This is a genomic window from Phenylobacterium sp. (assembly GCF_004799515.1).
In the GTDB taxonomy this organism is placed as follows: Bacteria; Pseudomonadota; Alphaproteobacteria; order Caulobacterales; family Caulobacteraceae; genus Phenylobacterium.
In genome coordinates, this window is the sequence record NZ_SSMX01000004.1 from 215373 (window position 1) to 237630 (window position 22258).

General features: G+C 66.9%; 18 protein-coding genes. 1 reads left to right on the plus strand and 17 read right to left on the minus strand.

The genetic code is table 11. The features are described 5' to 3' along the window. Positions 1 to 4: 4 nt before the first annotated feature. The 12 genes from E8A49_RS03050 to E8A49_RS03105 all read right to left on the minus strand — a co-directional run bounded on the left by E8A49_RS03050 (position 5) and on the right by E8A49_RS03105 (position 15289). Positions 5 to 1057 (minus strand): DUF1611 domain-containing protein, encoded by a 1053-nt coding sequence (locus tag E8A49_RS03050; RefSeq protein ID WP_293376213.1) that lies wholly within the window; start codon positions 1055 to 1057, stop codon positions 5 to 7. Positions 1058 to 1319: 262 nt separating this feature from the next. After that, positions 1320 to 2912, minus strand: a complete 1593-nt coding sequence (locus E8A49_RS03055; protein ID WP_293376215.1) for a tannase/feruloyl esterase family alpha/beta hydrolase — start codon at positions 2910 to 2912, stop codon at positions 1320 to 1322. A 326-nt stretch (positions 2913 to 3238) separates the two neighbouring features. Further along, on the minus strand, positions 3239 to 4816 hold the full coding sequence (locus E8A49_RS03060) for a carboxylesterase/lipase family protein (RefSeq protein WP_293376217.1): 1578 nt from the start codon (positions 4814 to 4816) through the stop codon (positions 3239 to 3241). 149 nt (positions 4817 to 4965) lie between these two features. Continuing rightward, positions 4966 to 5832 (minus strand): ABC transporter permease, encoded by an 867-nt coding sequence (locus E8A49_RS03065; RefSeq protein WP_293376219.1) that lies wholly within the window; start codon positions 5830 to 5832, stop codon positions 4966 to 4968. A 22-nt stretch (positions 5833 to 5854) separates the two neighbouring features. Continuing rightward, the gene (locus tag E8A49_RS03070; protein WP_293376221.1) at positions 5855 to 6901 is read right to left on the minus strand and encodes an extracellular solute-binding protein; all 1047 of its coding nucleotides are present in this window, start codon (positions 6899 to 6901) and stop codon (positions 5855 to 5857) included. A 22-nt stretch (positions 6902 to 6923) separates the two neighbouring features. Then, positions 6924 to 7988: an ABC transporter ATP-binding protein gene (locus E8A49_RS03075; RefSeq protein ID WP_293376223.1), complete on the minus strand. Its 1065-nt coding sequence runs from the start codon at positions 7986 to 7988 to the stop codon at positions 6924 to 6926. A gap of 1 nt (position 7989) precedes the next feature. Then, positions 7990 to 8838 carry an ABC transporter permease gene (locus E8A49_RS03080; RefSeq protein ID WP_293376225.1) on the minus strand — a complete coding sequence of 283 codons (849 nt, stop codon included), beginning with the start codon at positions 8836 to 8838 and terminating at the stop codon, positions 7990 to 7992. 2 nt (positions 8839 to 8840) lie between these two features. Next, positions 8841 to 9815, minus strand: coding sequence for a N(4)-(beta-N-acetylglucosaminyl)-L-asparaginase (locus tag E8A49_RS03085; protein WP_293376227.1), 975 nt, complete (start codon positions 9813 to 9815; stop codon positions 8841 to 8843). Positions 9816 to 9922: 107 nt separating this feature from the next. Continuing rightward, on the minus strand, positions 9923 to 10870 hold the full coding sequence (locus E8A49_RS03090; protein WP_293376229.1) for a dihydrodipicolinate synthase family protein: 948 nt from the start codon (positions 10868 to 10870) through the stop codon (positions 9923 to 9925). A 98-nt stretch (positions 10871 to 10968) separates the two neighbouring features. Continuing rightward, the gene (locus E8A49_RS03095; protein ID WP_293376231.1) at positions 10969 to 12075 is read right to left on the minus strand and encodes an enolase C-terminal domain-like protein; all 1107 of its coding nucleotides are present in this window, start codon (positions 12073 to 12075) and stop codon (positions 10969 to 10971) included. A gap of 59 nt (positions 12076 to 12134) precedes the next feature. After that, positions 12135 to 13610 carry an aldehyde dehydrogenase family protein gene (locus E8A49_RS03100; protein WP_293376233.1) on the minus strand — a complete coding sequence of 492 codons (1476 nt, stop codon included), beginning with the start codon at positions 13608 to 13610 and terminating at the stop codon, positions 12135 to 12137. 8 nt (positions 13611 to 13618) lie between these two features. Beyond that, on the minus strand, positions 13619 to 15289 hold the full coding sequence (locus tag E8A49_RS03105) for a GMC family oxidoreductase N-terminal domain-containing protein (protein ID WP_293376235.1): 1671 nt from the start codon (positions 15287 to 15289) through the stop codon (positions 13619 to 13621). 213 nt (positions 15290 to 15502) lie between these two features. On the opposite strand from E8A49_RS03105, the gene E8A49_RS03110 reads away from it, so the two are divergent. Next, the gene (locus E8A49_RS03110) at positions 15503 to 16453 is read left to right on the plus strand and encodes a LysR substrate-binding domain-containing protein (protein WP_293376271.1); all 951 of its coding nucleotides are present in this window, start codon (positions 15503 to 15505) and stop codon (positions 16451 to 16453) included. Positions 16454 to 16462: 9 nt separating this feature from the next. Here the strand turns inward: E8A49_RS03110 and E8A49_RS03115 are convergent, their stop codons facing one another. From E8A49_RS03115 to E8A49_RS03135, 5 genes are all read right to left on the minus strand, one after another. Then, positions 16463 to 16912 (minus strand): hypothetical protein, encoded by a 450-nt coding sequence (locus E8A49_RS03115; protein ID WP_366928776.1) that lies wholly within the window; start codon positions 16910 to 16912, stop codon positions 16463 to 16465. Between the two features lie 55 nt (positions 16913 to 16967). After that, the gene (locus E8A49_RS03120) at positions 16968 to 17945 is read right to left on the minus strand and encodes an ornithine cyclodeaminase family protein (RefSeq protein WP_293376237.1); all 978 of its coding nucleotides are present in this window, start codon (positions 17943 to 17945) and stop codon (positions 16968 to 16970) included. Positions 17946 to 18256: 311 nt separating this feature from the next. Next, positions 18257 to 19717, minus strand: coding sequence for an NAD-dependent succinate-semialdehyde dehydrogenase (locus E8A49_RS03125; RefSeq protein WP_293376239.1), 1461 nt, complete (start codon positions 19715 to 19717; stop codon positions 18257 to 18259). A 140-nt stretch (positions 19718 to 19857) separates the two neighbouring features. Beyond that, positions 19858 to 21180 carry an aspartate aminotransferase family protein gene (locus tag E8A49_RS03130; RefSeq protein ID WP_293376241.1) on the minus strand — a complete coding sequence of 441 codons (1323 nt, stop codon included), beginning with the start codon at positions 21178 to 21180 and terminating at the stop codon, positions 19858 to 19860. Positions 21181 to 21291: 111 nt separating this feature from the next. Next, a complete protein-coding gene (locus E8A49_RS03135; protein WP_293376243.1) occupies positions 21292 to 21990 on the minus strand; it encodes a GntR family transcriptional regulator in 699 nt (232 codons plus the stop codon). Positions 21991 to 22258 lie beyond the last annotated feature (268 nt).

Genomic DNA, 22258 nt, shown 5'->3' on the forward strand with positions numbered 1-22258 from the left:
CCGATCACCCTCGCGACACCTCGACCTCTCGCGCGCGAGCCGCAGAGGTCGCCGCGGTGGCCGAAAGCAGCCGGTCGACCGCCGGATTGAGATCCGAGCGAAGGGGGTCGAAACACGGCAGGCTGTGCTCGGCCTCGAGCGCCGACATCAGCGACTGCGCCGCATCGGGCCGCATGTGCGAGGTATTGAGGCTGATCCCCACGACGCAGACGTCGGGATTGGTGAGTTGCGCCGCCTCCAGATAGCGCGACATCGCCACCGGCAAGCTCGGCAGCGGATAGTCCGGATAGCCGTTCAAGGTCTCCCGCAGGGGATCGTGGCATACCACCAGCGCGTCCGGCTGCGAGCCGTGCAAAAGGCCCAGGCACACCCCGGCATAGGCCGGGTGGAACAGGGCGCCCTGCCCTTCAATGACATCCCAGTGATCAGGCGCGGCGTCCGGCGACAGGCATTCCGCCGCGCCGGCCACAAAATCGGCCACGACGGAATCGATCGGAATGCCTTCGCCCGCGATCATGATCCCGGTCTGGCCGGTCGCGCGAAACGTCGCTTTGACTCCGCGAGCGAGCATCGCGTTGGTCAGCGCCAAGGCGGTGTATTTCTTTCCGAGCGCGCAATCCGTGCCCACGGTCAGCAGCCGTTTGCCACTGCGGCGCCGGCCGTTTGCGACCGGAAAAGTCCCCCGCACATGTCGCACATCGTGCAGGGTCCTGCCCAGGCGCTCCGCGGCGCGCCGGACCGGAATGAGCTCGGCCAGTCGGGTGTGCAGTCCGCTTACCAGATCGAGCCCAGCTTCCAGCGCCGCAGCCAGGCTGGGAATCCAGCTGTCGGGAATGGCGCCGCCGATGGGGGCTATGCCTAAGAGCATGGACTTCGCGCCAGCGTCCCGGGCCTGGGTGGGTGAAAGATCCGGCAAGCCCAGATCGACCCCGCAGCCGGGCAGACGCAGTTGCCCAACCACGTCCCCGGGCAGCCAATCCCGAACGCCGAAGGCCGTCTTTGCTACCGGCTCACTGGGCGCATCGCCCACGAACAGCAAATATGGTTTTGAAATCACGCGACGCCTCGCTTCTGCACGCGCTCGCCTCAGCGACCTGGATCGGACGCGGCGAAGCCCAGAGCGCGCATGGCCAATTCCCGTAGGCCAGAAGCCAGCCGCGCCCCGATCCGACAAACCACAAGGCCTAATGGAGACATTAGCGTTGCGAATTTGCGGAACGTCGGCGTTAGCCGCCGGACCGCCACGGCGTCGGCATCATCAGCCCGCCGGGGAAGGCGCCTCAGGCCGGCGCATCAGCCGGCCGGAGGACCACCCCGGATCACTTGTCCAGGCGCAGCGGAGCGATGCTTAGCTTGCGCGCATTCCGCTCGCCCTGCTTCTCGGTGCCGATGACCGAGGCCGTGACCGCGCCCGGCGCGACCCCGTCTTCCACCCAGGCCATCAGCGGCGACAGGAAGTCGACGCGGTCCCGGCCAAAGCCCTTGTTGCCGCAGTGGTAGACGCCCGGGATCATGTAGACGCGCATGAACTCGTCCGTCGCCCTGGGCCCCATGGTCGCGCGCACCGACTGGTAATAGGCGACCGTGCTCATCGGCGGCACGCTCTCGTCCGCCCAGGGATGCCACATGATCAGCTTGCCGCCGCGGGCCTTGAAGGCGTCCATCTTCGGGTCGACCGAGTTCAACTCGCCGCCCAGTTCGCGAAGGTAGATCGCCTTCTGTTCTAGGGTCTGCGGCATGTCCCAGACGTTCAGGTCGTCCACCGGCTTGCGGGAGGTGAGGAAGGTGACAAGGCCTTTGACGAACAGGTCCGCGCCGTCGATCTGCGCGTTCCAGCCGAGTTCGGAGCCGTAGGGATAGGGGAAGTAGATTTCGTGCCCCGCCGCGTCGTGCGGGCCGCGATAGAGTTCCTTCATGTGCATGACCTGATCGGGCGTCAGGCACCCCGGGCCGGGCTTGCGGTCGCAGCCGACCTTAGCCGCATCGTAGTGGCAGGTCCGGGGATCCTCGATGAGCCCTTCGAACTGGCCGCTGCGCGCGGCGCACTCCTCCATCACGCCCTTGTGGAGGGTCGCGACCTGCTCGTCGGTCAGGAGCTTCGTGCCGTCCCGCTTCAGCAGATGCTGGACCCGCCAGGCGTCGAACTGGGCGTTCTGGGTGATCAGGTCGAGACCAGCCGAACCGGAGATCACGCCGTCGAAGTCTTCGGGATGGCGCTGCGGCGACATCATCGCTTCACGCCCGCCGTCCGAGCAGCCGCTGAAGTAGGAATAGGCCGGCGGGGCTCCGTAGTATTTCTTCATGATCGCCTTGGCGAAGACCGCGGTCACATGCACGGCCCGGTCGGCATAGTCTTTCAGGCCCGCCGGATTGTTCGCCGCGAAGATCCCATCGGACGAGGTCCACAGGGAGTTCTCCGAGCCGTAGGAGGTGTGCCCGAGGTCCGTCGACACCTGGGCGATCTGGCCATTCTCGATCTCCGGGCACCCCGTCGCGGCGACGGCGCGGACGCGGAGATAGCCGCAGAAACCGCCGCAGCCGTTGAAGAACATTCGCTGCGTCCAGGCCGTCATCGGCAGGTGCATCTCGAAGGCGACCTGGGGCGCGATATGGCCCTTGATCAGGCAGTAGGGGCTGGCGACCGCCACACCGGCGCTGCCGTCCCCGGCGTCGGCCGTCACCGGCTTGGCGTACATGACGCGGCCATAGTCGTCCCCCACCTTGAACAGCATGTTGCCCAGGGCCGTGCAGTCCATGACCGGCTTCATCACCGGCAGGTCCTTCGCCTGGGCCGGCGCTGCGCTCATCGCCGACAGGCCGGCGGCGACGGCGATCGCCAAGAGCCAAGCCAGCGCCCGTCGCGCGCGTGTCTTCATCGCGGTGAAGCTGAGCCGTCCTTCGACTACAGGCATGTGATTGTCTCCCTGCCAGGCGCGCCCAATGCGGCCTCGATCAGACTCGAGCTCTGGGCGGTCAAGGTTGTCGCGATCCTGACGGCGCGGGGGCTTTGCCAAGGGCGACACCCCGTGCGCCACCGGGACCGCGACGCGCCCCCTGTCACCGAACGCCTCGCCACCGCACCTCAGGTGCGCGGTCGCAGCGCTCTCCAACGCGGCGTTCGCCCCAAGACCTTCGTCCTGAAGGGTGACTGTCGGTCGTCCCGCAAGGGCGCACCACCGACGAAACCGGCTGCGCGGTATGAAGCTGGAACATATCCGGCGCCGCGGCGCAGGGGGTCTCAGGCCTGGGCGAAGATCAGGCGTTCCTCACGCCCGGGGTCATCGACGCTCCGCGAGGCGACGTCAAAGACCATGGTCGTCCGCGAGGACGGCGTGTAGGCCCGCCATCCCGGATCGCCGGTCTTGGCGAAGCGCAGCCAGGCGTCGCTCATGGCATCCGCGACCTTCTGGGCTTCCGGCGCCCCGTCCCCGACGAGCGAAGCCGCGCGGCCGACATTGTCGAACACCAACGGGACATCCAGCGAGTGCATGGCCCGAAATTTCCCACCCTCGGCGGGCGTCCCCCAGGCCTCCTGGTACATGAAGACCGGCGCCCCGCCCTGCGCCGCCTTGCGCTCGGCCTGGATGATGGCGTTGCGGCGCATGCCGACCTCCGTCGTGGCCGAGAAAAACACGTCCGTCGGCGTAAACTGCGGATGCGCCTGTCGGTAGGCGGCGACCACCGCCTCGGCCTGCAGACCCCTTGGGGTGAGGCTCGGCTGCAGGCGCGCCGGCAGGGCGTCCCAGGTGAGGGCAAAGAGCGATGGGTCGCTCTGTCCGACCAAGCCGCGCGTCTCATCCTTCATGGTGCCGACCAGCAGCGGCACGTCCTTGGACAACTCGGGCGCGCCGGGCGTCCAGGGCTGTCGGGCCAGCGACCGGCCATCCACCACGGGACCGCCGTTGGCGCCGGCACGATAGGTGGCCGCCAGCACCCGGTCGGTCGGCGCCGCAGCCAACGCCTCGACCTGGTCTGGCCGCAAATCGAGCGCCGCCATGAGTTTGCGCGTGGTCGCCAAGGCCTCGTCGGGAGTCCGGACCATCAGCGTCGACCCGCTCTGCACGATCGCCCGCCGGAACAGGCCTTGCGCCGCGGACATGGCCATCAACACGGAAATCTTGAAGCCGCCGCCGCTCTCGCCGAACAGGGTGACCCGGTTGGGGTCGCCGCCGAAGGCGGCGATGTTCTCCCGCACCCATTTGAGCGCGAGGACGATGTCCAGGTTGCCGACGTTGCCGGCGTCTGCATAGCGCGCGCCGCCAGCGTCGCCGAAATAGGTGTAGCCGAACGCGTTGAGCCGATGGTTCACGGTCACCACGACAACATCGCCCCGCGCCGCCAGCCGCGCCCCATCGTAGAGACCGTCTGAGCCGGAGCCGTGAGCGAAGCCGCCCCCGTGCAGCCAGACCATGACCGGCCGCTTTTCGCGGCGGTCCGGACTGCGTGTCCAGACATTCAGGAATAAGCAGTCTTCGCTGGTCGGCCAGGGAAAGGTCCAGGACGCCCAGATGCCTCCATCGGCGGTGCGATGCTGCGGCGCAGACCGGCCGAACTCGTGCGCGTCGCGAACCCCGGACCAGGGCGCGCCCGGCTCCGGCCGCTCGAAGCGGTGCGTCGGGGCGCCGTATCGCAGCCCCCTGAACACAGCCACGCCGGCGTCAATCACGCCGCGCACCTTGCCGGCCATGGTTTCGACGACAGGTTCGTGCGCGCCGCTGGCGGCGGAGCGCGCGGAGGTGGCGGCGCCCGCGAGCGCGGCCGCACCCAAGAGCAGCTGGCGGCGCGCCAGGGCGGGACTGCGATGCGAATGGGCCATCTCGACAATCCCGCGCCGCGCGGCGGCCGGAGTTCCGGACACCTGCCGAAGCGGCGATCCTGCGGGCACGCGGAGGGCCCCGCCAGTGACGAAAACGGCCGCTGGATATGCGACCGCGGCATACCCGCCGGAGTGGGTTCTGTAAGGTATCAGGCGGCCGCGAGCCGCCGGACGCGGCGCTGAACCACGCCGTTCAGCAGCGCGGTCAGCGCGAGGGTGACCACTATCAGGACGACCGCCAAAACGGCGCCGACCGGCCAGTTGTTCTCGACGATGATTTCGTCGGCGATCGCCGGCGCCATCATGCGAAAGCGCGGGCCGCCCAGCAGCACCGGCGTCGCATACGCGTTCATGGCGAGGATGAACGACAGCGTAGACGCCGCCAGGAGCCCCGGCGCCATCAATGGGAGGGTCACCAGCCACCAGGTCCGGAAGGGCGCGGCGCCGAGACTGCGCGAAGCTTCTTCGATCGACGGATCGATCTGCTCGATAACGCTCTGCAGGGTCAGGATGACATAGGGCAGGTTCACCGCCGTGCCGCCGACCAGCACGGCGGCGGTGGAATACATCAGATGGTCCGCACTATGCACGCCCACCTGAGAGGCCAGGCTGTCGACCACGCCACCCTTGCTGAAGGCCAACATCCAACCCAGAGCGCGCACGGCATTGCCGACGAACAGCGGCAGGATGATCGCCAGCCAGAACAGGCTCTTGAAACGCGACCGGCTGCGCGCCAGGAACTGAGCCGTGGGGAAGGCGAAGACCAGGGCAAGCGCGGTGGTGCCGGCCGCGATCTTCACGGTGTTCCACAGGGTGCCCATGTAGAACCCGTCGGTGAGAACGGCGGCGTAGTGACCAAGGGTGATCCCCTCGAAGTCATTGTCGAGCGGCGTCCCCTTATACAGGCTGAGCCCGGTCAGCAGGATCAGGGGGATCACCAGGAAGATCACGGTCACGGCCAGCGCCGGCCCCAGGAGGCCCGCTGCGGTGAGCGGGCTGCGGTTGTTCACGGCCATGTTGCGCTCGCCCCCTCCCTCGCTAGGCCTTGAAGGCCCGGTCCCACCAGGTCTTCAGGCTGGCGTCGTTTCGGTAGAGATAGTCCTCGTCCAGCGGCAAGATCTTCGCGGACGACGGAAGTTGCAGCTGACGGCGGATCGGCTCGGCGATGGCCGCCAGTCCGCTGGTCGTGGGCGGCGCCGACCACATGTGGGACGAGTAGCCGGCCTGCGCGCCATCGCTGAGCGCAGCGTTGAGGAATTCATAAGCCGCGCCCGGATTGCGGGCGTTCTTCGGAATCCCGAACCCCCACCAGTCCAGAACCGAGCCTTCCTCAGGATAGGCAATCTCGATCGGAACCCCGGCGTTTCGCCACATAAGGCCGCGCGACAGGGTCCCGACGCCGACCCAGCATTCTCCCGTCTGCAGCGCTTGGCCGAGGTTCGACCATTCCGGATAGATGCGGACGCCGGCGCGCTTCAGTTCGAGGAGTTTCGCCTTGCCCGGCTCGTAGTCGCTCAGGCTTCCGCCGCCCACCAGGGCCGCCATCGCGATCACCGCAGCATACTGCGGGTCGATGACCCCGATCTTGTTGCCGAAGGCCGGGTTCCACAGGTCCGCGTAAGACCGTGGCCGCCGGGCCACCTTTGCGGGATTGTAGAGGATGACCCGCGGCGTGCAGGTCATCGGGACGGCGTAGGTCGTCCTCAGCGCCGGGATGATGTCGCGGTAGAACCCCAGCCGCGCGAGGTCCAGCTCGGCCAGCAGGTGACGTTTCGACATCTCGTAGAGCACCGAGGCCTGATCGTGGACGACATCGTAGGTTCCGTGCGCCAGTCGCCGTTCCGCCAGAAGCTTCAGCTTCCGAGGTCCGTCGAAGGACGACTCAAAAGCCGTGCGGATCCCCTTCGGCTTCAGCAGGGGCTCGATGGCATAGGCCTCGAGATATTTCTTCGTGTCGCCGCCGTAGCTCGAGAGCACAAACCGGCGGCTGTCGTCGGCATTGCAGCCGCTTTCCCCGACGCCGGCCGCCAGGGCTGCGGCAAGCATCGCGCCGAACCCGCGCCGGCTGGGCGCTCCAGCCGTCAAGGCGCGCGCTCCTCGGCGCCCATCATCGGACGATCGCATAGGCGGCGTCACGGGCGATCTCGGCGAACACTCTGGAGCGGGGCGCCAGCGAGAGCCGGACCGCCAGGTCCGCGTGCACGGCGGCCGTGATCAGGTCTCCGCCGGACAAGCGCAGGCTCACTTCGCAGACCGGACCGAGATAGGTCAGATGTTCCACTTCGGCGGACAGGACCCCGCTGCGGCCGCGCGGCGGGGCGCCGTGCAGCGCCACCGACTCCGGGCGGATCACCAAGGTGTCGGCGCCCTCCGACGCGCATCGGCAGGACAGCTGCAGGCCCGCCGCCGTCGTGAAGGCGACTTCCGCGCCTGTCCCTGCGGTCCGGCCATGCAGGAAGCTGGCGCGGCCGATGAAGCCTGCGACGAAGATATTGGCGGGGTCGCGGTACACCGCCTGGGGCGCGCCGATCTGCTGCACCCGCCCCTGGCTCATCACCACCACGCGGTCCGCGAGGCTGAGCGCCTCGTCCTGGTCGTGAGTGACCATGATCGTGGTGATGCCGAGCTGCCGCTGCAGGGCGTGGATCTCCCGGCGCACGTCGAGCCTGAGCTTCGCGTCGAGGTTCGACAGCGGCTCGTCCAGAAGCAGCACGGACGGCTCGATGGCGAGCGCCCGTGCGATGGCGACCCTTTGCTTCTGGCCGCCCGACAGCTGGTTCGGCAGCCGGCTCGCCAGTGCGTCTAGCTGGACAAGCGCCAAGGCGCGTCGGGTCCGAGCCTCGACCTCGGCCTTGGGCAGCTTCCGGCGGCGAAGCCCGAAGGCGACGTTCTCGAAAACGTCCAGATGCGGGAAGACCGCATAGTTCTGAAAGACCACGCCGAGATTACGCCGGTGTGGCGGCACGGCCGTCACGTCGGCGCCATCGATCCGGATCGCGCCCTGCGTGGGCGGGACGAAGCCGGCGATCATTCGCAGGATCGTCGTCTTACCGCAGCCCGATGGTCCCACAAAGACGATGAACTCCCCCTCATTCACCGCGATGGAGAAGTCATCAACCGCGACGAAATCGCCGTAGCGCTTCGTCAGCGAGGTAAGCTCCAGTCGCGCCACGTCAGACCACCTTGGTCAGCTTGACGAAGCGGTCGCACACCAGCAGCGCGGCGGTGATGATCGCGATCTGCACCACCGAAACCGCCGCGACTGTCGGATCGACCTTGAACTGCAGGTACTGAAGGATCGCGATCGGCAAGGTCGTGCGGCCCGGCGCGACAAGGAACAGCGACAGTTCAATATTGCCGAAGCTGGCGACGAAGCTGAACAGCGCCGCCGCCACGACGCCGCTGCGGATCAGCGGCAGCGTGACGAGCCCGACCGCGCCGGCCGGTGTCGCGCCCAGCGAGGCCGCGGCTTCCTCGATCGATGGGTCGACCCCTTCGAGATTGGCCAGCAGCAGGCGCACCGCCCACGGGATCGTCAGCAGGACATGGGCCAGGCAAAGCGTCCAAAAGGACCCCGCGACTGACCAGCTCGTCACGAGTTCCACCACGATGAGGCTTACGTAGATCCCCGCCCCCACAACGATCGTCGGCACGATCAATGGGGCGGTCAAAAGCTGGACGGCGGCCTGTCCCCAGGCTGACGTGCTTCGGCGCAGCGCCAGAGTGGCCGGAATCGACACCGCAAGGCCGATCGCCGTGGCGACGAGGGCGACCTGCAAGCTCAGCAGGAAACCGTCGGAAAATTCCGGGTTCTCGAAGGCGCTCTGGAACCACCGCAGAGTATATCCCCGGGGCGGGACGTAGGGGATCTCGTTCTCAAAGAGGCTCAGCCATACCACTAGAGCCAGTGGCGCCAGGACAAAGAGGAACCCTAGCGCCGCCCAGAGCCGCACGAGGACGTGCAGCGTTCGGTCGCCCAGCGAGGCCAGGCGTTCCCGGGCTTGGGCGGTCTTGCCTCTCATGCCTAGAGCTGCTTCCCGAACTTGAACGCCGCGGTCTCGCGCGGGTTGGCGGCGCTGGCCAGCGGCCGGATTTCAGCGGGGCGCACGACCGGTTCGGGCAAGCTGTCTGTCCAGAGCCAGTAACTGTTTTCGATGCCGTTCACGGCCACGACCTCGTGGTTGCCCTTCGTGTCGATGGCGTGGATCGTGATCCGGCTGATCAGCCCGCCCTTGAGCGCTTCCATGTCGCTGGCCGCCTCGTGGACGGCTTCCTCCACGGTCATGCCCATCTTCATATAGAGGACGACCGAGCGCGCTGCGCCGGTGCGGATGCTCATCTCGCCCGCCCCGGTGCAAGCCGCCGCCCCGTAGCGGGAATCCGCATAGGACCCGGCGCCAATGATCGGGCAATCGCCCAGGCGTCCGGGATATTTCCAGCCCCAGCCGGAGGTGCTGGTGCCCACACAGATGCTGCCGTTTTTGTCCTGCACCAGGAACACGGTGGTGTCCTTGCCGATCTCCGGATCGATCGCATGCCGGCAGAGGGGCGCCAACGGGACGTTCGGCCAGTTGCGCTTGTCTTCATCACTGACTTCCTTGGCGTACCAATTGTCCCAGGCGGCTTTTGCGTGCGGCAGGAGCGTCTCGCCGGCCTCAGCGCCGACCTCCTTAGCGAACAGGCGCGCGCCCTCATCGACCAGGATTTCGTGCGGCAGGAGTTCCATCATCTTCCGAGCCACCGTGAAGGGATGGAGATAGCCCTTAAGGGAGGCGATCGCCGCCGTGCGCAGGGTGTCACCGTCCATCATCGAGGCGTCGAGTTCCACCTCGCCCAGCAGGTTCGGCCAGCCGCCTCGCCCGACCGTGTAGACGGTCTCGTTGTCTTCGATGAGGCGAATACCGGCCTCGATGGCGTCGAGCGCCGGAACCCCCTCGGCCAATAGCCGCGCGGTCGTGGGCACGCCGTGGGTGCCCTCATTGTTCGTCACCAGGATCATGTCGCGTCACCTTCCAATCAGACTAGGCCGTCGGCGTTCGCCGCGGCGATGGTGTTTCCGGCTGAAGCCGCAGGCGGTCCACGCGCGTCGATCGCCCCACTCGGCGCCTAGGTCGCCGGCTCCAGGGCGGCGGCGCGGGACGTCGCAGCCGGGCCTTTCCAGGTCCGCCGCCAGGCATCGAAAAGATCGAGCTGCGATCGGGCATAGTGCTTCTGGCTGGGGCTCAGCAGGTCGGTGGCGTTGAAGTGCCGCCGGTATTCGGCCTCGCCACGCAGCTCGAGGAGGAACTTGTAGTAGAGGACCAGGTCGGCGCCCTCGTCGAACCGGCTCAACGCCATGAGCGCGGCTTCATATTCCACGGCCGCGCTGCGGGCGGTAGCGTCACCCGCCGCCGCCCGCTCGCACAGGGCCACGAATTCCAGGACTTCATTCGGCAGGACATTGCCGATGCCGGTGATCGCGCCCTGCGCCCCGCAATTGACGAAGCCATGAAAGACCATGGTGTCGACACCCACCATCAGCGAGAGGTCCGCCGACTGGCCGGTGATATGCTCGGCGGCATAGCTGAGCGCCGCGGCCCCGCCGAATTCCTTGAAGCCCACCAGGTGGCTATGGCGGACCCGCAGTTGGAAGAAGAGGTCCGCGCGCGTCTCGAAGCCGTAGTACGGGCTGTTGTAGATGACGCTCGGAAGATCCTCCGCCGCCTCAAGGACGGCGTCGAAGTGTCCAAACTGCGCGGGCTGCGCCGACACCCGCGACAGCAGGCGCGGAATCATCATCAAGCCCTTGGCGCCCACCGCCTTGGCGTGCGCTGCGAGTTCCACCGCTTGCTTGGTGCTCTGCGCGCCGGTGCCGACAATCACCGGCAAGCCGGCTTCGACGAGACGCTCCACGCCCATCATCCGCTCGCCATAGGTGAGCAGTGGCCAATCGCCCATCGATCCGCAGTAGATCAGACCCGACATGCCTGCGTCGACCAACGCGCGGCCCTTGCGCACCAGCGCGTCGAAATCCGGCGATCCGTCCTCGCCGCACGGCGTCATCAGCGCGGGCATGACGCCCTGGAAAACCTCTGCACCCATGTCCTGTCTCCTATGTCTCGATGGCTGAATGGCGACCGTTCCGCCTCTCCGGTGGCCTTGGGGGCGACGCGCTAATCCCTGACGCGATACCGTTCGATCGCATCCCAATCGGGCTCGACGCCGAGGCCTGGCCCCTCCGGGACCAGGATGTCGCCATCCTCGATCCGCAGGGGCGAGACGATCAGGTCATCGGTGAGCAGATGGCTGGCGGTGTAGTAGTCGCTGCCGTATTTGATGGCCGGCGAAGAGCAGGCGAAGTGCAGGCTCGCGGCTATGCCGATACCCGACTCCCACATGGCGCCCGCGTAGCAGGGCATCCCCGCCGCTTCGAACAGCCCGGCGACCTTCTTGGAGCGCAGTAGCCCGCCCATCTTGGCGATCTTGATGCTGACGATGTCCGCCGCGCCCCGCTTGGCCACCTGGAACCCCTGGTCCCAGCTCAGCACGCTCTCGTCGGCCATGACCGGGGTGTCCAGGGCGGCGCAAAGGGCCGCCATGGCGTCCAGGTCGAAGCCCTTGAAGGGCTGTTCGATGAAGGTGGGGTGGAAGTCCTCCAGCCGGCGGCACAGGCGCGTCGCCTGTTCCCGGCGAGCGCCCTGATTGAAGTCGATCCGAAGGTCGAAGGCGTCGCCAACCAGTTTCCGCAGGGCTTCAACCCGATCGATCTCGTCGCGTTCGCCGAGCACCCCGGTCTTGATCTTGAGAACCTTGAAGCCCTGGTCGAGCAGCCAACGGCTTTCGTCGAGATCGGCCTGCAGTACCTGATTGGTGATTGAGTAGCTGAGGTTGATGCGGTCCCGAACCAGCCCGCCCAGGAGATCGTGGACCGGGCAGCCCAGCGCCTTGCCTGCGATGTCCAGTACGGCCATCTCGAGCCCGGTCTTGGCGAACGACGACCCATAGTGCGCCGCGTCCATCTTCAGGAGGATGGCTTCCACGTCGAAGGGCGAACAGCCGATCAGGACCGGCGCAAGATAGTGGTCGATGGTCGCCTTGATGGCGAAGGCGTTCTCCGCGAACACCGCCCACGGCGAGCACTCCCCAACCCCGGAAATCCCGGCGTCCGTCTCGATCTTGATGATCACTGCGTCCACATGGACGAGGTCGCCGACGCCGAGCTTGCCGGCGTGGCGGATGGGCGGACGCGTTATGATCGCCTCGACCGATGTAATCTTCACCCACCAACTCCTTCATGCGCCGTGCGTGGCGACCAGCTCCCAGGGAGCCACAAGCCGTCCTAGATCGTGCGGGGCGGCAGGTTCGGTCGCGCCGAAACCTTGATCCCGATGTTGCGGGTCTGGACGTAGCCCTCGAGCGCCTCCTGGCCCTTCTCGCGCCCGTAGCCGGACTGATTGACGCCGCCGAACGGCGTCTCGATCCCACCGACAAACCAGCCGTTGAGATAGACCTGGCCCGACCAGAGGTGCTCGGCGGTCCACATCCCGAGGTCGAGATCGCGGGTGAAGAGTCCAGACGCCAGACCCTGATCGGTGCCATTGGCGATCGCGACCGCCTCTTCCGCGGTCTTGAATGTGGTCACGGCCAGGACCGGGCCGAACACCTCGTGTTGGCCAAGCGCCGTCTCGGGCCGCACATCGGCGAACAGCGTCGCGGGCATGAAGTTGCCCGGCCGGTCCAGCAGCGCGCCGCCGCCAACCACCAGGCGCGCACCATCGTCCAGCGCGCCCCGGTAGGCGTCGTCGACCCGCTTCAACTGCTGGCGCGAGATCAGGGCGGTGATGTCGTTGTCCTCGATACCGGGTCCGAGCCTCAAGGCGGCGACCATGGCTTCGACCCGGTCCAGCACCTCGCCGGCCACCGCTTCGTGGACCAGCAGGCGGGTCATGGCGTTGCAGTTCTGTCCGGCATTCAGGAAGGCGCCGCTCTTCACGGCCTCGACGACTAGATCCAGGTCCGCGTCCGGGTAGACGATGGCCGCGGACTTGCCGCCCAATTCCATGATGCAGGGCACCACCCGCTCGGCGGCCGATCTCAGGACGTCGCGGCCGGTCGCCAGAGACCCGGTGAAGACGATGTGGCGCACCAGGGGATGGGTCACCAGCGCCTTGCCCGCGACCGCGCCATAGCCGGTCAAGATGCTGACCGCGCCCGTCGGGACGCCGGCGGCCTCACAGGCCTTGGCGACCTCGATTCCGGACAAGGGGGCGAGTTCCGGGGACTTGATCACGGCGCAGTTGGCGGTGGCGATCGCACAGGCCAGCGAGCGTGCGGTCAGCTCCAATGGAAAGTTCCAGGGCACGACCTGGCCTGAGACCCCGAACGGGCTGCGGATCGTGAAATCCACAAGGCCCCCGCCCCGCGGGATCGAACGGCCTTCAACCTTGTCGGCCAGGCCGGCGTAGTAGCGCAGGTAGCGGACCGCGGTGCCCACCTCTTCTCGCGCCACGCTGATCGCCTTGCCGGTGTCCAGACAGACCGTGCGAGCGATGGCCTCGCGGCGTGACTCCAGATCATCGGCGACGCGGTGGAGCATCAACCCGCGCTCGAACGGCGGCATATCGATCAGGGTACGCGCGCGGAACACGCCGTGGGCGGCGCTAACCGCCGCGTCGATCTCAGCCGCCCCAGCCTCGGCAACCTCGGCGATCACCTCCCCGGTGGCCGGATCCTCGACCGCGATACACGCGCCGGACGCGCTGTCGCGCCAGTCGCCGGCGATGTAGTGGCCGCCACGGTCTCGCGCGTCAGACATGTCGTTCCTCACGCCAGGATGGCATCGGCGAGCTTCTCCGCGAGCATGATCGTCGGCAGGTTGGTGTTGGCGCGCGGGCAGAAGGGCATGACCGAGGCGTCGACCACACGCAGCCCATCAACCCCGCGCACGCGGCCTTGCGGGTCGGTGACGGCGGTCGGATCGGTCGCCGCCCCCATTCGGCAGGACGATGTCGGATGCCAGTTGCCGGCCACATTGCGCCGGATGTAGCGCTCGAGCGCCGCGTCATCGGCCGCCAGGGTCGCGAGGCTGTCGCCCTGGGTGATGACATGGCGCACCAGGGCGCGGCGCACGGCGGCGGAACTGTCCATCAGCCCCGCGAGCAGCGCGGTGATGAGGTAGTTGATCCGCGAAATGGTGCTCACCGACTTGGCGCGCGCGTTCCACGCCGACGGGAAGGGATCCAGGGCCACCGTGGGCATGGAGCCCAAGGCGAAGATGCGGCTCAGGAAGCGGACGCCATCCTTCAGCCGCGCCATGTCGCGTTCGTCGGTGAGCCAGTCGAAGGCGACCGTGGGCTCAGCGGCGGGATCGCGCGCGTTCAGGGTCACCGACCCGCTGGAATAGGTCCGATTGACCCAGAGTTGGATCGATCCCAACCGCATGCCCAGCGGATGCCAGGCGGACTTCGCCACCGCCGAGACCGCCATGTCGGTGGGCGGACATCCCGGATGGTTGGAGGAGTAGCGCGCGTGCACCTGGATGTGCCCGGATACGTCCGGCGCCATGCGGTTCTGTGGCTGCAGATAGGCCGACACCGCGATCGACGGATGCTCCTGCAGGCCCTGCCCCACCCCGGCCACATCGGCCTGGACCTCGATCCCGAGCTTCGCCAGGGCCGCTGCCGGACCGACGCCCGAGCGCATCAAGATCGCCGGCGAATGGATGGCGCCGGCGCTGAGGACAATCTCGCGGCCCTCGAAGCGCTGCTCGCCGGCACTGTTGACCGCGACCACTCCGGTGGCGGTGGCGCCGGTGAACAGGATGCGCTGGACGTAGGTGTCGGAAAGGATCGTCAGGTTCGGTCGCGCCCGGACGTCGCGGGTCAGATAGGCGATGGCGGTCGAGACCCGGCGGCCGCCGCTGTTGGTCAGCGGCACGGGCGAATAGCCATCGCCATAAGGGCCGTTGAAATCCGCCCGGAACGGCAGGCCCACCGCATCGTAGGCCTGGGTCAACGCCCGGATGAAGCCAGACCACTCACTCTGGCGCACCCGCGTGATGGGCAGCGGCCCGTCCTGGCCGTGCAGGTCACCGGCGAAATCGCGATCGCTTTCCAGCTTGCGGAAATAGGGCAGGACGTCGCTCCAGCTCCAGCCCACAGCGCCGCCGGCCGCCCAGTCGTCATAGTCTGCAGGCGAGCCGCGGTTGGCGACCTGAGCGTTGATGCTGGAGCCGCCGCCCATGACGCGGGCCTGTTCATAGTGTGCGGGTTTGGCGCCGCCGCGCACTAGGCTCGCGTCCAAGCCCGGCCACTGATAGCGCGGGTTGAAATAGGCCCGCGTCGGATTGCCGTCCTGGATGTCGTCCGGGATGTCGTCCGGCGGGGTGTCCTGACCCGCTTCGATCAGCAGAACGCGCTTGGCGCGAGAGGAAAGCCGGTTTGCCAGAACGCAGCCGGCAGAGCCGCCGCCCACGATGATGTAGTCATACTGCAACGTCGCTCTTCCCTGGCGCGCACGCTCCGGCCCGCTCGCGAGTCCTCTCGCCTGCCTGGAAAACCTAGCTGCGGAACCGGGGGTTACCCACCCTCAACATTGGCTTTCCGATATAACTCCAGCTCATACCGGACCTTGACCGCCGCAGGGTCAGCCCGACAACTATGCGCATTAGTTCTAGAGTTTCGGCGCGGCCATGGATCTGGGGTCCCGATGACTGGCGAAAGCTCCGACGTCCTCATCCGCATACCGTCCCTACGGTCGCTTTACGTTTTCGAGGCGGCTGCACGCCACCTCAACCTCGTTCGCGCCGCCCAGGAATTGGGCCTCACCCAGGGCGCGCTCAGCCGTCAGATCAAGTCACTGGAGCAGTTTATTGGCGTCCCGCTGTTCCAGAGGACGCCGCGCGGCCTGAAGTTCACCGAGGCCGGCGACATCCTCTGGGCGCACTCCCAGCGCGCCTTCGCCGAAATTCAGAACGGCCTGATGTTCGTCACCAATGCGCGCACCCGCCAGTCCCTGCTGGTGGCCGTGGCGCGCTCCTACAGCACCCGCGTGCTCAGCCCGCTGATCGGAGGCTTCACGGAGGCCTATCCGTGGATCGACCTGACGCTGGATGGTCATCGCCATCTGGCGGACCTATCCAAAGGAGAAGCCGATATCGCCATCCGCGTCGGCAGAGGCGACTGGCCAGACGCCCGCGTCGAAAAGCTCGGTGACGATCCGCTGTTTCCCGTTATCTCGCCCAGGCTCGCGGAGCGGCTGGGAACCTCCCAGATCGATGGGGACACCGAGGACGTCACCTTCCTTCACTTCACGGAACGGAACTACTGGGACGCCTGGGCGGCGGCGGCGGGCCTGCCGCCGTTCCGGCCGAAGCGGAACATCCGGTTCTCGGAAACGGTGATGATGCTTGAGGCTGCCGAGCAGGGCCAAGGGATCGCGGTCGCCCGCCGTTCGCTGGTTCAGGATGCACTCCGCACTGGTGAGCTGGTCCGCATGTCCGATATCGAACTCGACGACGGCATCGCCTATTTCCTCTGCTATGCGCCCGAGAAGGCGAACCACTCGACGGTCAAGGCTTTCCGAGAGTGGATGATGGCGCCGAAACCCGTGGCGGACCGCGCGACCGGCGCCGTCCCCGCGTCGCCGCACGCGTCTTAGAAGGCGACCTCAAGTCCGCCGCCCCGCGAGCCAGCCCGCGCCCAGGACGCCGAGAGACCGGGCGTCCGAGCGAGCCAGGTGTTCGGTCGCCAGACCCGAAGCGGCGGCCGTCCTGAGAGCCGTGATCGCAGCGCCGTCGATCACGGCCAACGGCGCCCCGCTGGTCCGATCGAATAGGAGCACCACGCTTTGGACGGTAGGAGAGCCCCGCGCCGCGTTGCCGGGATGAAGGCTGTTGACCTTCGCGCCATAGACGGGGCGGTCGCGGGCGGCCCCCGGCATCAGGATAAGCACATCAGACACGTCGAACAGCTGGGTGATCGCCCGCTGCGGCAGATCTATCTCACCACCTGATAGCGCCGTCATCGCTTCAGCCATCACGGCGATGCAATCGCCCATCGGTAGAAGACGCCGAACCTCCGCCGCGGGATTGACCCGCAGACTCACCGGCGAGACCACCCGCCTCGCGACGCCCTGAGATTCGGCGGACTTGGCGGTTGTCGAAGACGCACGCCTAAAGGTCGAGACGTTGGCCGAGGCCTCGCGCTTTCGCCGCCTCGAAGATCGCCTTGGCGGCGCCCACGTCTTCGACGGCTACGCCCATGTTCATGACCGCGATCGAATCCGAGGCGCTGACCCGGCCCTTCGCGATGCCCGCCGCGACATCCCCGAGTTCCCCGCGAAACGGCGGACTGTCGACAAAATAGTTGTAGGCCTTGATGTGCTCTATCTGCCCGAGGTCATCGGTCAATAAACAGTCGATCGCGCGTAGGCCCGCAGGCTTCCAGTAACAGTCATAGTCGATGGCGACAGCGGTCAGCCCGGGTTTGATCCAGTCGGCGTCCACCGGCCGCTCGACGTTGGCTTTGATACGGCCGCAGGAGATCAGCACCGACGTCTGGTCGAAAATGGCGCGCGCCGACGATACGATGACCGGCGTGAAACCCGCCGCGCGCACCACCTCAGCGAAGGCGTCCGCGGCCTGTGGGTTGATGTCGTAGATCAGCACTTCCTTCAGGTGCGGCATGACATGCGTGAGCGCTTCAAGATGGCTTCGGGCCTGGACCCCCGCCCCCAGCACGCCAAAGCTTGGGGCGTCGGGATTGGCCAGATGCTTCACCGCGACCGCGGAGGCTGCGGCCGTGCGCTGTTGCGTAATCCAGGTGGAGTCCATCACCGCGGCGACCAGGCCGTCCTCAAGGGAATTGAGGAACAGCAGGCCGGTCAGATAGGGCAAGCCCCGCGCCGCGTTCTCGTCGGATCCCGACTGCCACTTCATGGCGGTGTAGCCGAACTTCGGCACCAGGCTCGACATGCCCCCGAACCAACGCTCATTGTCGCGTTCCATCCAGTGTTTCGGGGGCATCTGGACCCGTCCCATCGCCTTCTCGATCAGACCCTGTTCCACCAGCTCGATGATGGTCGACATCGGCAGCCGAACGGCCTCGACCGCGTCGCGGTTGAGGAAGAGCGTCGAATGATTGAGACCCATGACCCTGCCTGAGTAAGATTGAACATACGATGACGGGACGACGCCTTCGGGCCTTCGCGGTCCCATCGCCCCAAGGCGCCACAAACGCCCCCACGGCGGCCCCGCGCACGACGCGTCAAAAGGTAGTTCCCGTGTCCGCAGCCCGATCCGAGCGCCGCGAAGCTCCCGCGTTCCGCGTTGCATGGCCAACGACGAAAGCTGCGGGTCGATATGACGGGGGGGCATATCCCAAGCGCACGTGCCAACACCCCGCACGAGGCGGCCGCGCCCTAGGGTCGGCCGATATCTCGCCGTCGCGGTCGGTCGGGCGGCTAGGCCAGGCCGGCGAGCGCCAGGTATTTGATCTCGAGATAGTCCTCGATCCCGTACTTGGAACCTTCGCGGCCCAGGCCGGACTGCTTGATCCCGCCGAAGGGCGCGACCTCCGTGGCCAGCAGGCCGTCGTTGACCGCCACCATGCCATATTCGAGCGCTTCGGCGACCCGCAGCACCCGGCCGAGATCGCGGGCGTAGAAGTAGGCGGCTAGGCCGTATTCTGTGTCATTGGCCATGCGAAGGGCGTCGGCCTCGGTCTCGAAACGGACGATGGTGGCCACCGGACCAAAGATCTCCTCGCGGGAAACTGACATCGCCGGCGTCACGCCGGTGAGAAGAGTCGGCTCGAAGAAGCCGCCACCCAGCGCATGCCGATGACCGCCGATCTTGATCTCGGCGCCGTCCGCGACGGCTTCAGCGATGAGGCGCTCAACCTTCTCGACGGCGGCGCCGTTGATCAGCGGGCCCTGGGTCACGCCCGCCTCTGTCCCGCCCCCGACCTTCAGGGCCTCCACCTTCGCGATCAGCTTGGCTTCGAAGGCGTCCGCGATGCTCGCCTGCACCAGGAAGCGGTTGGCGCAGACGCAGGTCTGACCCATGTTGCGGTACTTCGAAATGAGGGCGCCGTCGGCGGCCGCGTCGAGGTCGGCGTCATCGAACACGATGAACGGCGCATTGCCACCGAGCTCCAGCGACACCCGCTTCACGGTCGAGGCGCACTGCGCCATCAGCCGCCGGCCAACCGCGGTCGACCCAGTGAAGGAGAACTTCCGCACCAGCGGGTGCTGGGTGAGCATTAGTCCAACCTCCTGGGCCAGGGTCGAGGGGACGACGTTGAAGACGCCCTTCGGAATCCCCGCCCGATGGGCCAGATCGCCCAAGGCCAGGGCCGACAGCGGCGTGTGCTCCGAGGGCTTGATCACCACGGTGCAGCCGGCGGCCAGGGCCGGGGCGCATTTGCGCATGATCATGGCGTGCGGAAAGTTCCAGGGCGAGATGGCCCCGACGACGCCCACCGGCTGCTTGACCACCAGGATGCGCTTGCCCTGCGCCGGCGTCGGGATCACGTCGCCGTAGGTGCGCTTGGCCTCCTCGGCGAACCATTCGGCGAAGCCGGCGCCGGACGCCACCTCGCCGCGGGCCTCGGCGAGCGGCTTGCCCTGCTCGGCGGTCATCAGCTGAGCCAGGTCTTCCTGGTTGGCCAGAATGAGCCGGGACCATTCACGCAGGATCGCGGCGCGCTCCTTGCCGGTCTTGTCACGCCAGGCCGGCAAGGCCGCGCCCGCGGCCTCGATGGCCCTCACCGTGTCCTGCGCATCGAGATCGGCGATGTTGGCCAAAGTCTTTCCCGTGGCAGGGTCGGCGACGGTGAACCGGCGGCCCGCCTGCCCCGCCATCCAAGCCCCATCGACGTAGCCATCGGTCCGCAGGAGGGACGGATCGGACAGGTTCAGCATGTCAGGACTCCAGGGTTCAAGTTCGCCGTTGAGGTGCGGGCGCGCCGCGGCGACACCCGCGTTCGGGCAAGCGTCCCACGTTGGGGCCGAGGATAAGAGCCGCTCGGGCGGGAGCGCAGAAACGTCGCGAACAGGCGGCCCTAGGCCGCACGGCTTCGCGCGCGCTCGTCGAGGCTCTCGCGCAGGGATTCGTCGAGGATCGCCGTCGCGCGGTCGATCTCGTCGCGAGTCACCGTCAACGGCGGCGCGATGCGCCAGACCGATCCCCGTTCCGGACGGCGGCGGATGTTCATGCTCAGGCCCTTCTCGAAGCACTTCTTGGTGGTTCGGGCGCCAAGGTCGTGGTCGGGAATGCGGGACTCGCGGTCCTGGACCAGTTCCACCCCAAGCAGTAGGCCTTCGCCGCGCACATCGCCGATCGCATCGTAGCGCTGCTGCAGCTCCAGCAGGCGTTCACGAAGATAGCCACCGATCGACCCCGCGCGGGCGACGAGTTGCTCGTCCTGAAGGACGCGCAGCACCGCTAGGCCGACCTCGCCCAGCAGCGGGTCGGAGACGTGGCTCGTATAGTAGGTGAAACCCTTCTTGTGGATGTTCTCCTCAATGGCGGAGGTGGTGATCGTGCCGGCCATCGGCAGGCCACCGCCCAAGGTCTTGGAGACCGTCATGATGTCGGGGACCACGCCGAAGAACTCCGACCCCGTGCGGTGTCCGATCCGCCCAAAGGCCGTTTGGGCCTCGTCGAAGATCAGCAGCATGCCGCGCGCGTCCGCCGCCCGGCGGAGCGCCTGCATATAGGCCTTGGGCGGCACTAGGACGCCGCCGGCGCTGATGATCGGTTCGATGATGATCGCCGCGCCCTTGCCCGACGACTGCATGTCGAACATCTTCAACCCGAGTTCGAGGCAGGCCAGAGCTGAGGCTTCCTCGGTGTCGGCTTGGATGTAAGGCCGGTAGGCGTTCGGTTCGGGCATCACGAATACGCCGGGCGTCGGCACCCCATAGCCCTTCCGGTCGCTGGCGAAGGAGATGGCGCCGGAGCCGCCGGTGATCCCGTGCCAGGAGCCGCCCACCGAGAGGATCTCGTAGCCGCCGGTAAACATCTTCGCCATGCGCAGGGCGACTTCGTTGCTCTCCGATCCGGTATTCACGAAGATGGACTTGGTAAGCCTCTCCGGCATCCAGTCGCGCGCCACCGTTTGGGCCAGTTCCGCCACGACCTCCGGGATCATGCCGCTGAACATGTGATAGGCCTTCTCACCGGCCCGGTTCACCGCCTCGACGATCGCGGGGTGGTTGTGACCGATGGTGGCGCACATTTGCCCCGAGGTGAAATCCAGGATTTCGCGCCCGGTGTCGTCGCGCACGATCGTCCCTTTGGCCGACACGAAGAGGTTTGGGAAGGCGTCGCCGCCGTAGCGGACCATGAATTCCTTAGCCGCATTCCGAAGCGCGATATCCATCGGGTCTTCCCTTCTCGTAGTCGCGTGGATTCGCCACGCCGCCACGCCGATCCGGGCAAGCGGACAGCGGCCACTGGCGGGGGCTGATCTTGTCGGGCGGACCGCGGCCGCCTAGTCGTCGGACCCTGATCGCGCCAGGTACTCTTCGACGTAGGTCTCAAGTACATCCAGAGCTGCGAGCAGGTGTTTCTGCACGCAATAGCCGACGGCTGTGGGATCACGGCGCGTCAGGGCCTTCAGAATTTCGTAGTGCTCGGCGATGCTTCGCTCCAGCCGCCCGGGGATGGCGAGCAAAATGCTGCCCGGGAAGCTCAGCCACACCTGATCGATCAGGTCGAAGAGGATCACATTGTCCGCAGCGCCGTAGAGGATCCGGCGGAACTGCAGGTCCGCCCGGCCAGCCTCCGCGGGATCGTTCGCCTGGCGCGCAGCTTCCATGCGTTCAACCTGCGTCGTCATGGCGACCAGATCGTCTTCGGTCAGCTTGGCGCTGCCCAATTGGGCGGCCTCGACCTCGAGGAGAAGTCGGACTCGATAGATATTGCGCAGACGCGGCAGATTGAGTTCCGCGACGCGCACGCTGTGGTGGCTTTCCTGAACCAGCACGCCCCGCGCCAGAAGCTCGAGAATCGCGTCGCGCGCCGGCGTGGATCCTAAGCCCAGGTCGCTCATCAATTGGGCCTGGCTCAGGCGTTGCCCAGGTACATAGCGGCCTTCCTGGATCGCATCGCGCAGGGTGCCGATGGCAAGCTCCCGCTTCGTACGGAAGCCGCCGGTCTTGGCGGAGGTCTTCGGAACTGCTTGGCTCATTTTGCAAAATATATGATATCTCTTTGCCGCTAGCAAACGCTAACTTCGCCTTGAGCGAGCTTGGTGCCCAGTCGCGTGGCTGCGGCGCCTCTTTCAGCGACGTTGTGGTGCCGAGCGCGCGCGACCGAGGCCATCGCGCGGCCAGATGTCGTCGCGATCACGGATTTTCCCGCAAATTTTCAATAGCTTGTGCAGATTTCAAGCAATCGACATCTATAATGGAGAGTGCGCGAGACGGCGCGCACGCTCCCGCGCGCGAGAGCGCTGA

Excerpts from the sequence above, each read along its gene's own strand:
- E8A49_RS03135 (WP_293376243.1), bottom strand. The coding sequence starts at position 21,990 with ATGAGCCAAGCAGTTCCGAAGACCTCCGCCAAGACCGGCGGCTTCCGT.
- E8A49_RS03055 (WP_293376215.1), bottom strand. The coding sequence starts at position 2,912 with ATGCCTGTAGTCGAAGGACGGCTCAGCTTCACCGCGATGAAGACACGC.
- E8A49_RS03060 (WP_293376217.1), bottom strand. The coding sequence starts at position 4,816 with ATGGCCCATTCGCATCGCAGTCCCGCCCTGGCGCGCCGCCAGCTGCTC.
- E8A49_RS03090 (WP_293376229.1), bottom strand. The coding sequence starts at position 10,870 with ATGCCCGCGCTGATGACGCCGTGCGGCGAGGACGGATCGCCGGATTTC.
- E8A49_RS03065 (WP_293376219.1), bottom strand. The coding sequence starts at position 5,832 with ATGGCCGTGAACAACCGCAGCCCGCTCACCGCAGCGGGCCTCCTGGGG.
- E8A49_RS03080 (WP_293376225.1), bottom strand. The coding sequence starts at position 8,838 with ATGAGAGGCAAGACCGCCCAAGCCCGGGAACGCCTGGCCTCGCTGGGC.
- E8A49_RS03125 (WP_293376239.1), bottom strand. The coding sequence starts at position 19,717 with ATGCTGAACCTGTCCGATCCGTCCCTCCTGCGGACCGATGGCTACGTC.
- E8A49_RS03130 (WP_293376241.1), bottom strand. The coding sequence starts at position 21,180 with ATGGATATCGCGCTTCGGAATGCGGCTAAGGAATTCATGGTCCGCTAC.
- E8A49_RS03110 (WP_293376271.1), top strand. The coding sequence starts at position 15,503 with ATGACTGGCGAAAGCTCCGACGTCCTCATCCGCATACCGTCCCTACGG.
- E8A49_RS03100 (WP_293376233.1), bottom strand. The coding sequence starts at position 13,610 with ATGTCTGACGCGCGAGACCGTGGCGGCCACTACATCGCCGGCGACTGG.
- E8A49_RS03085 (WP_293376227.1), bottom strand. The coding sequence starts at position 9,815 with ATGATCCTGGTGACGAACAATGAGGGCACCCACGGCGTGCCCACGACC.
- E8A49_RS03120 (WP_293376237.1), bottom strand. The coding sequence starts at position 17,945 with ATGGGTCTCAATCATTCGACGCTCTTCCTCAACCGCGACGCGGTCGAG.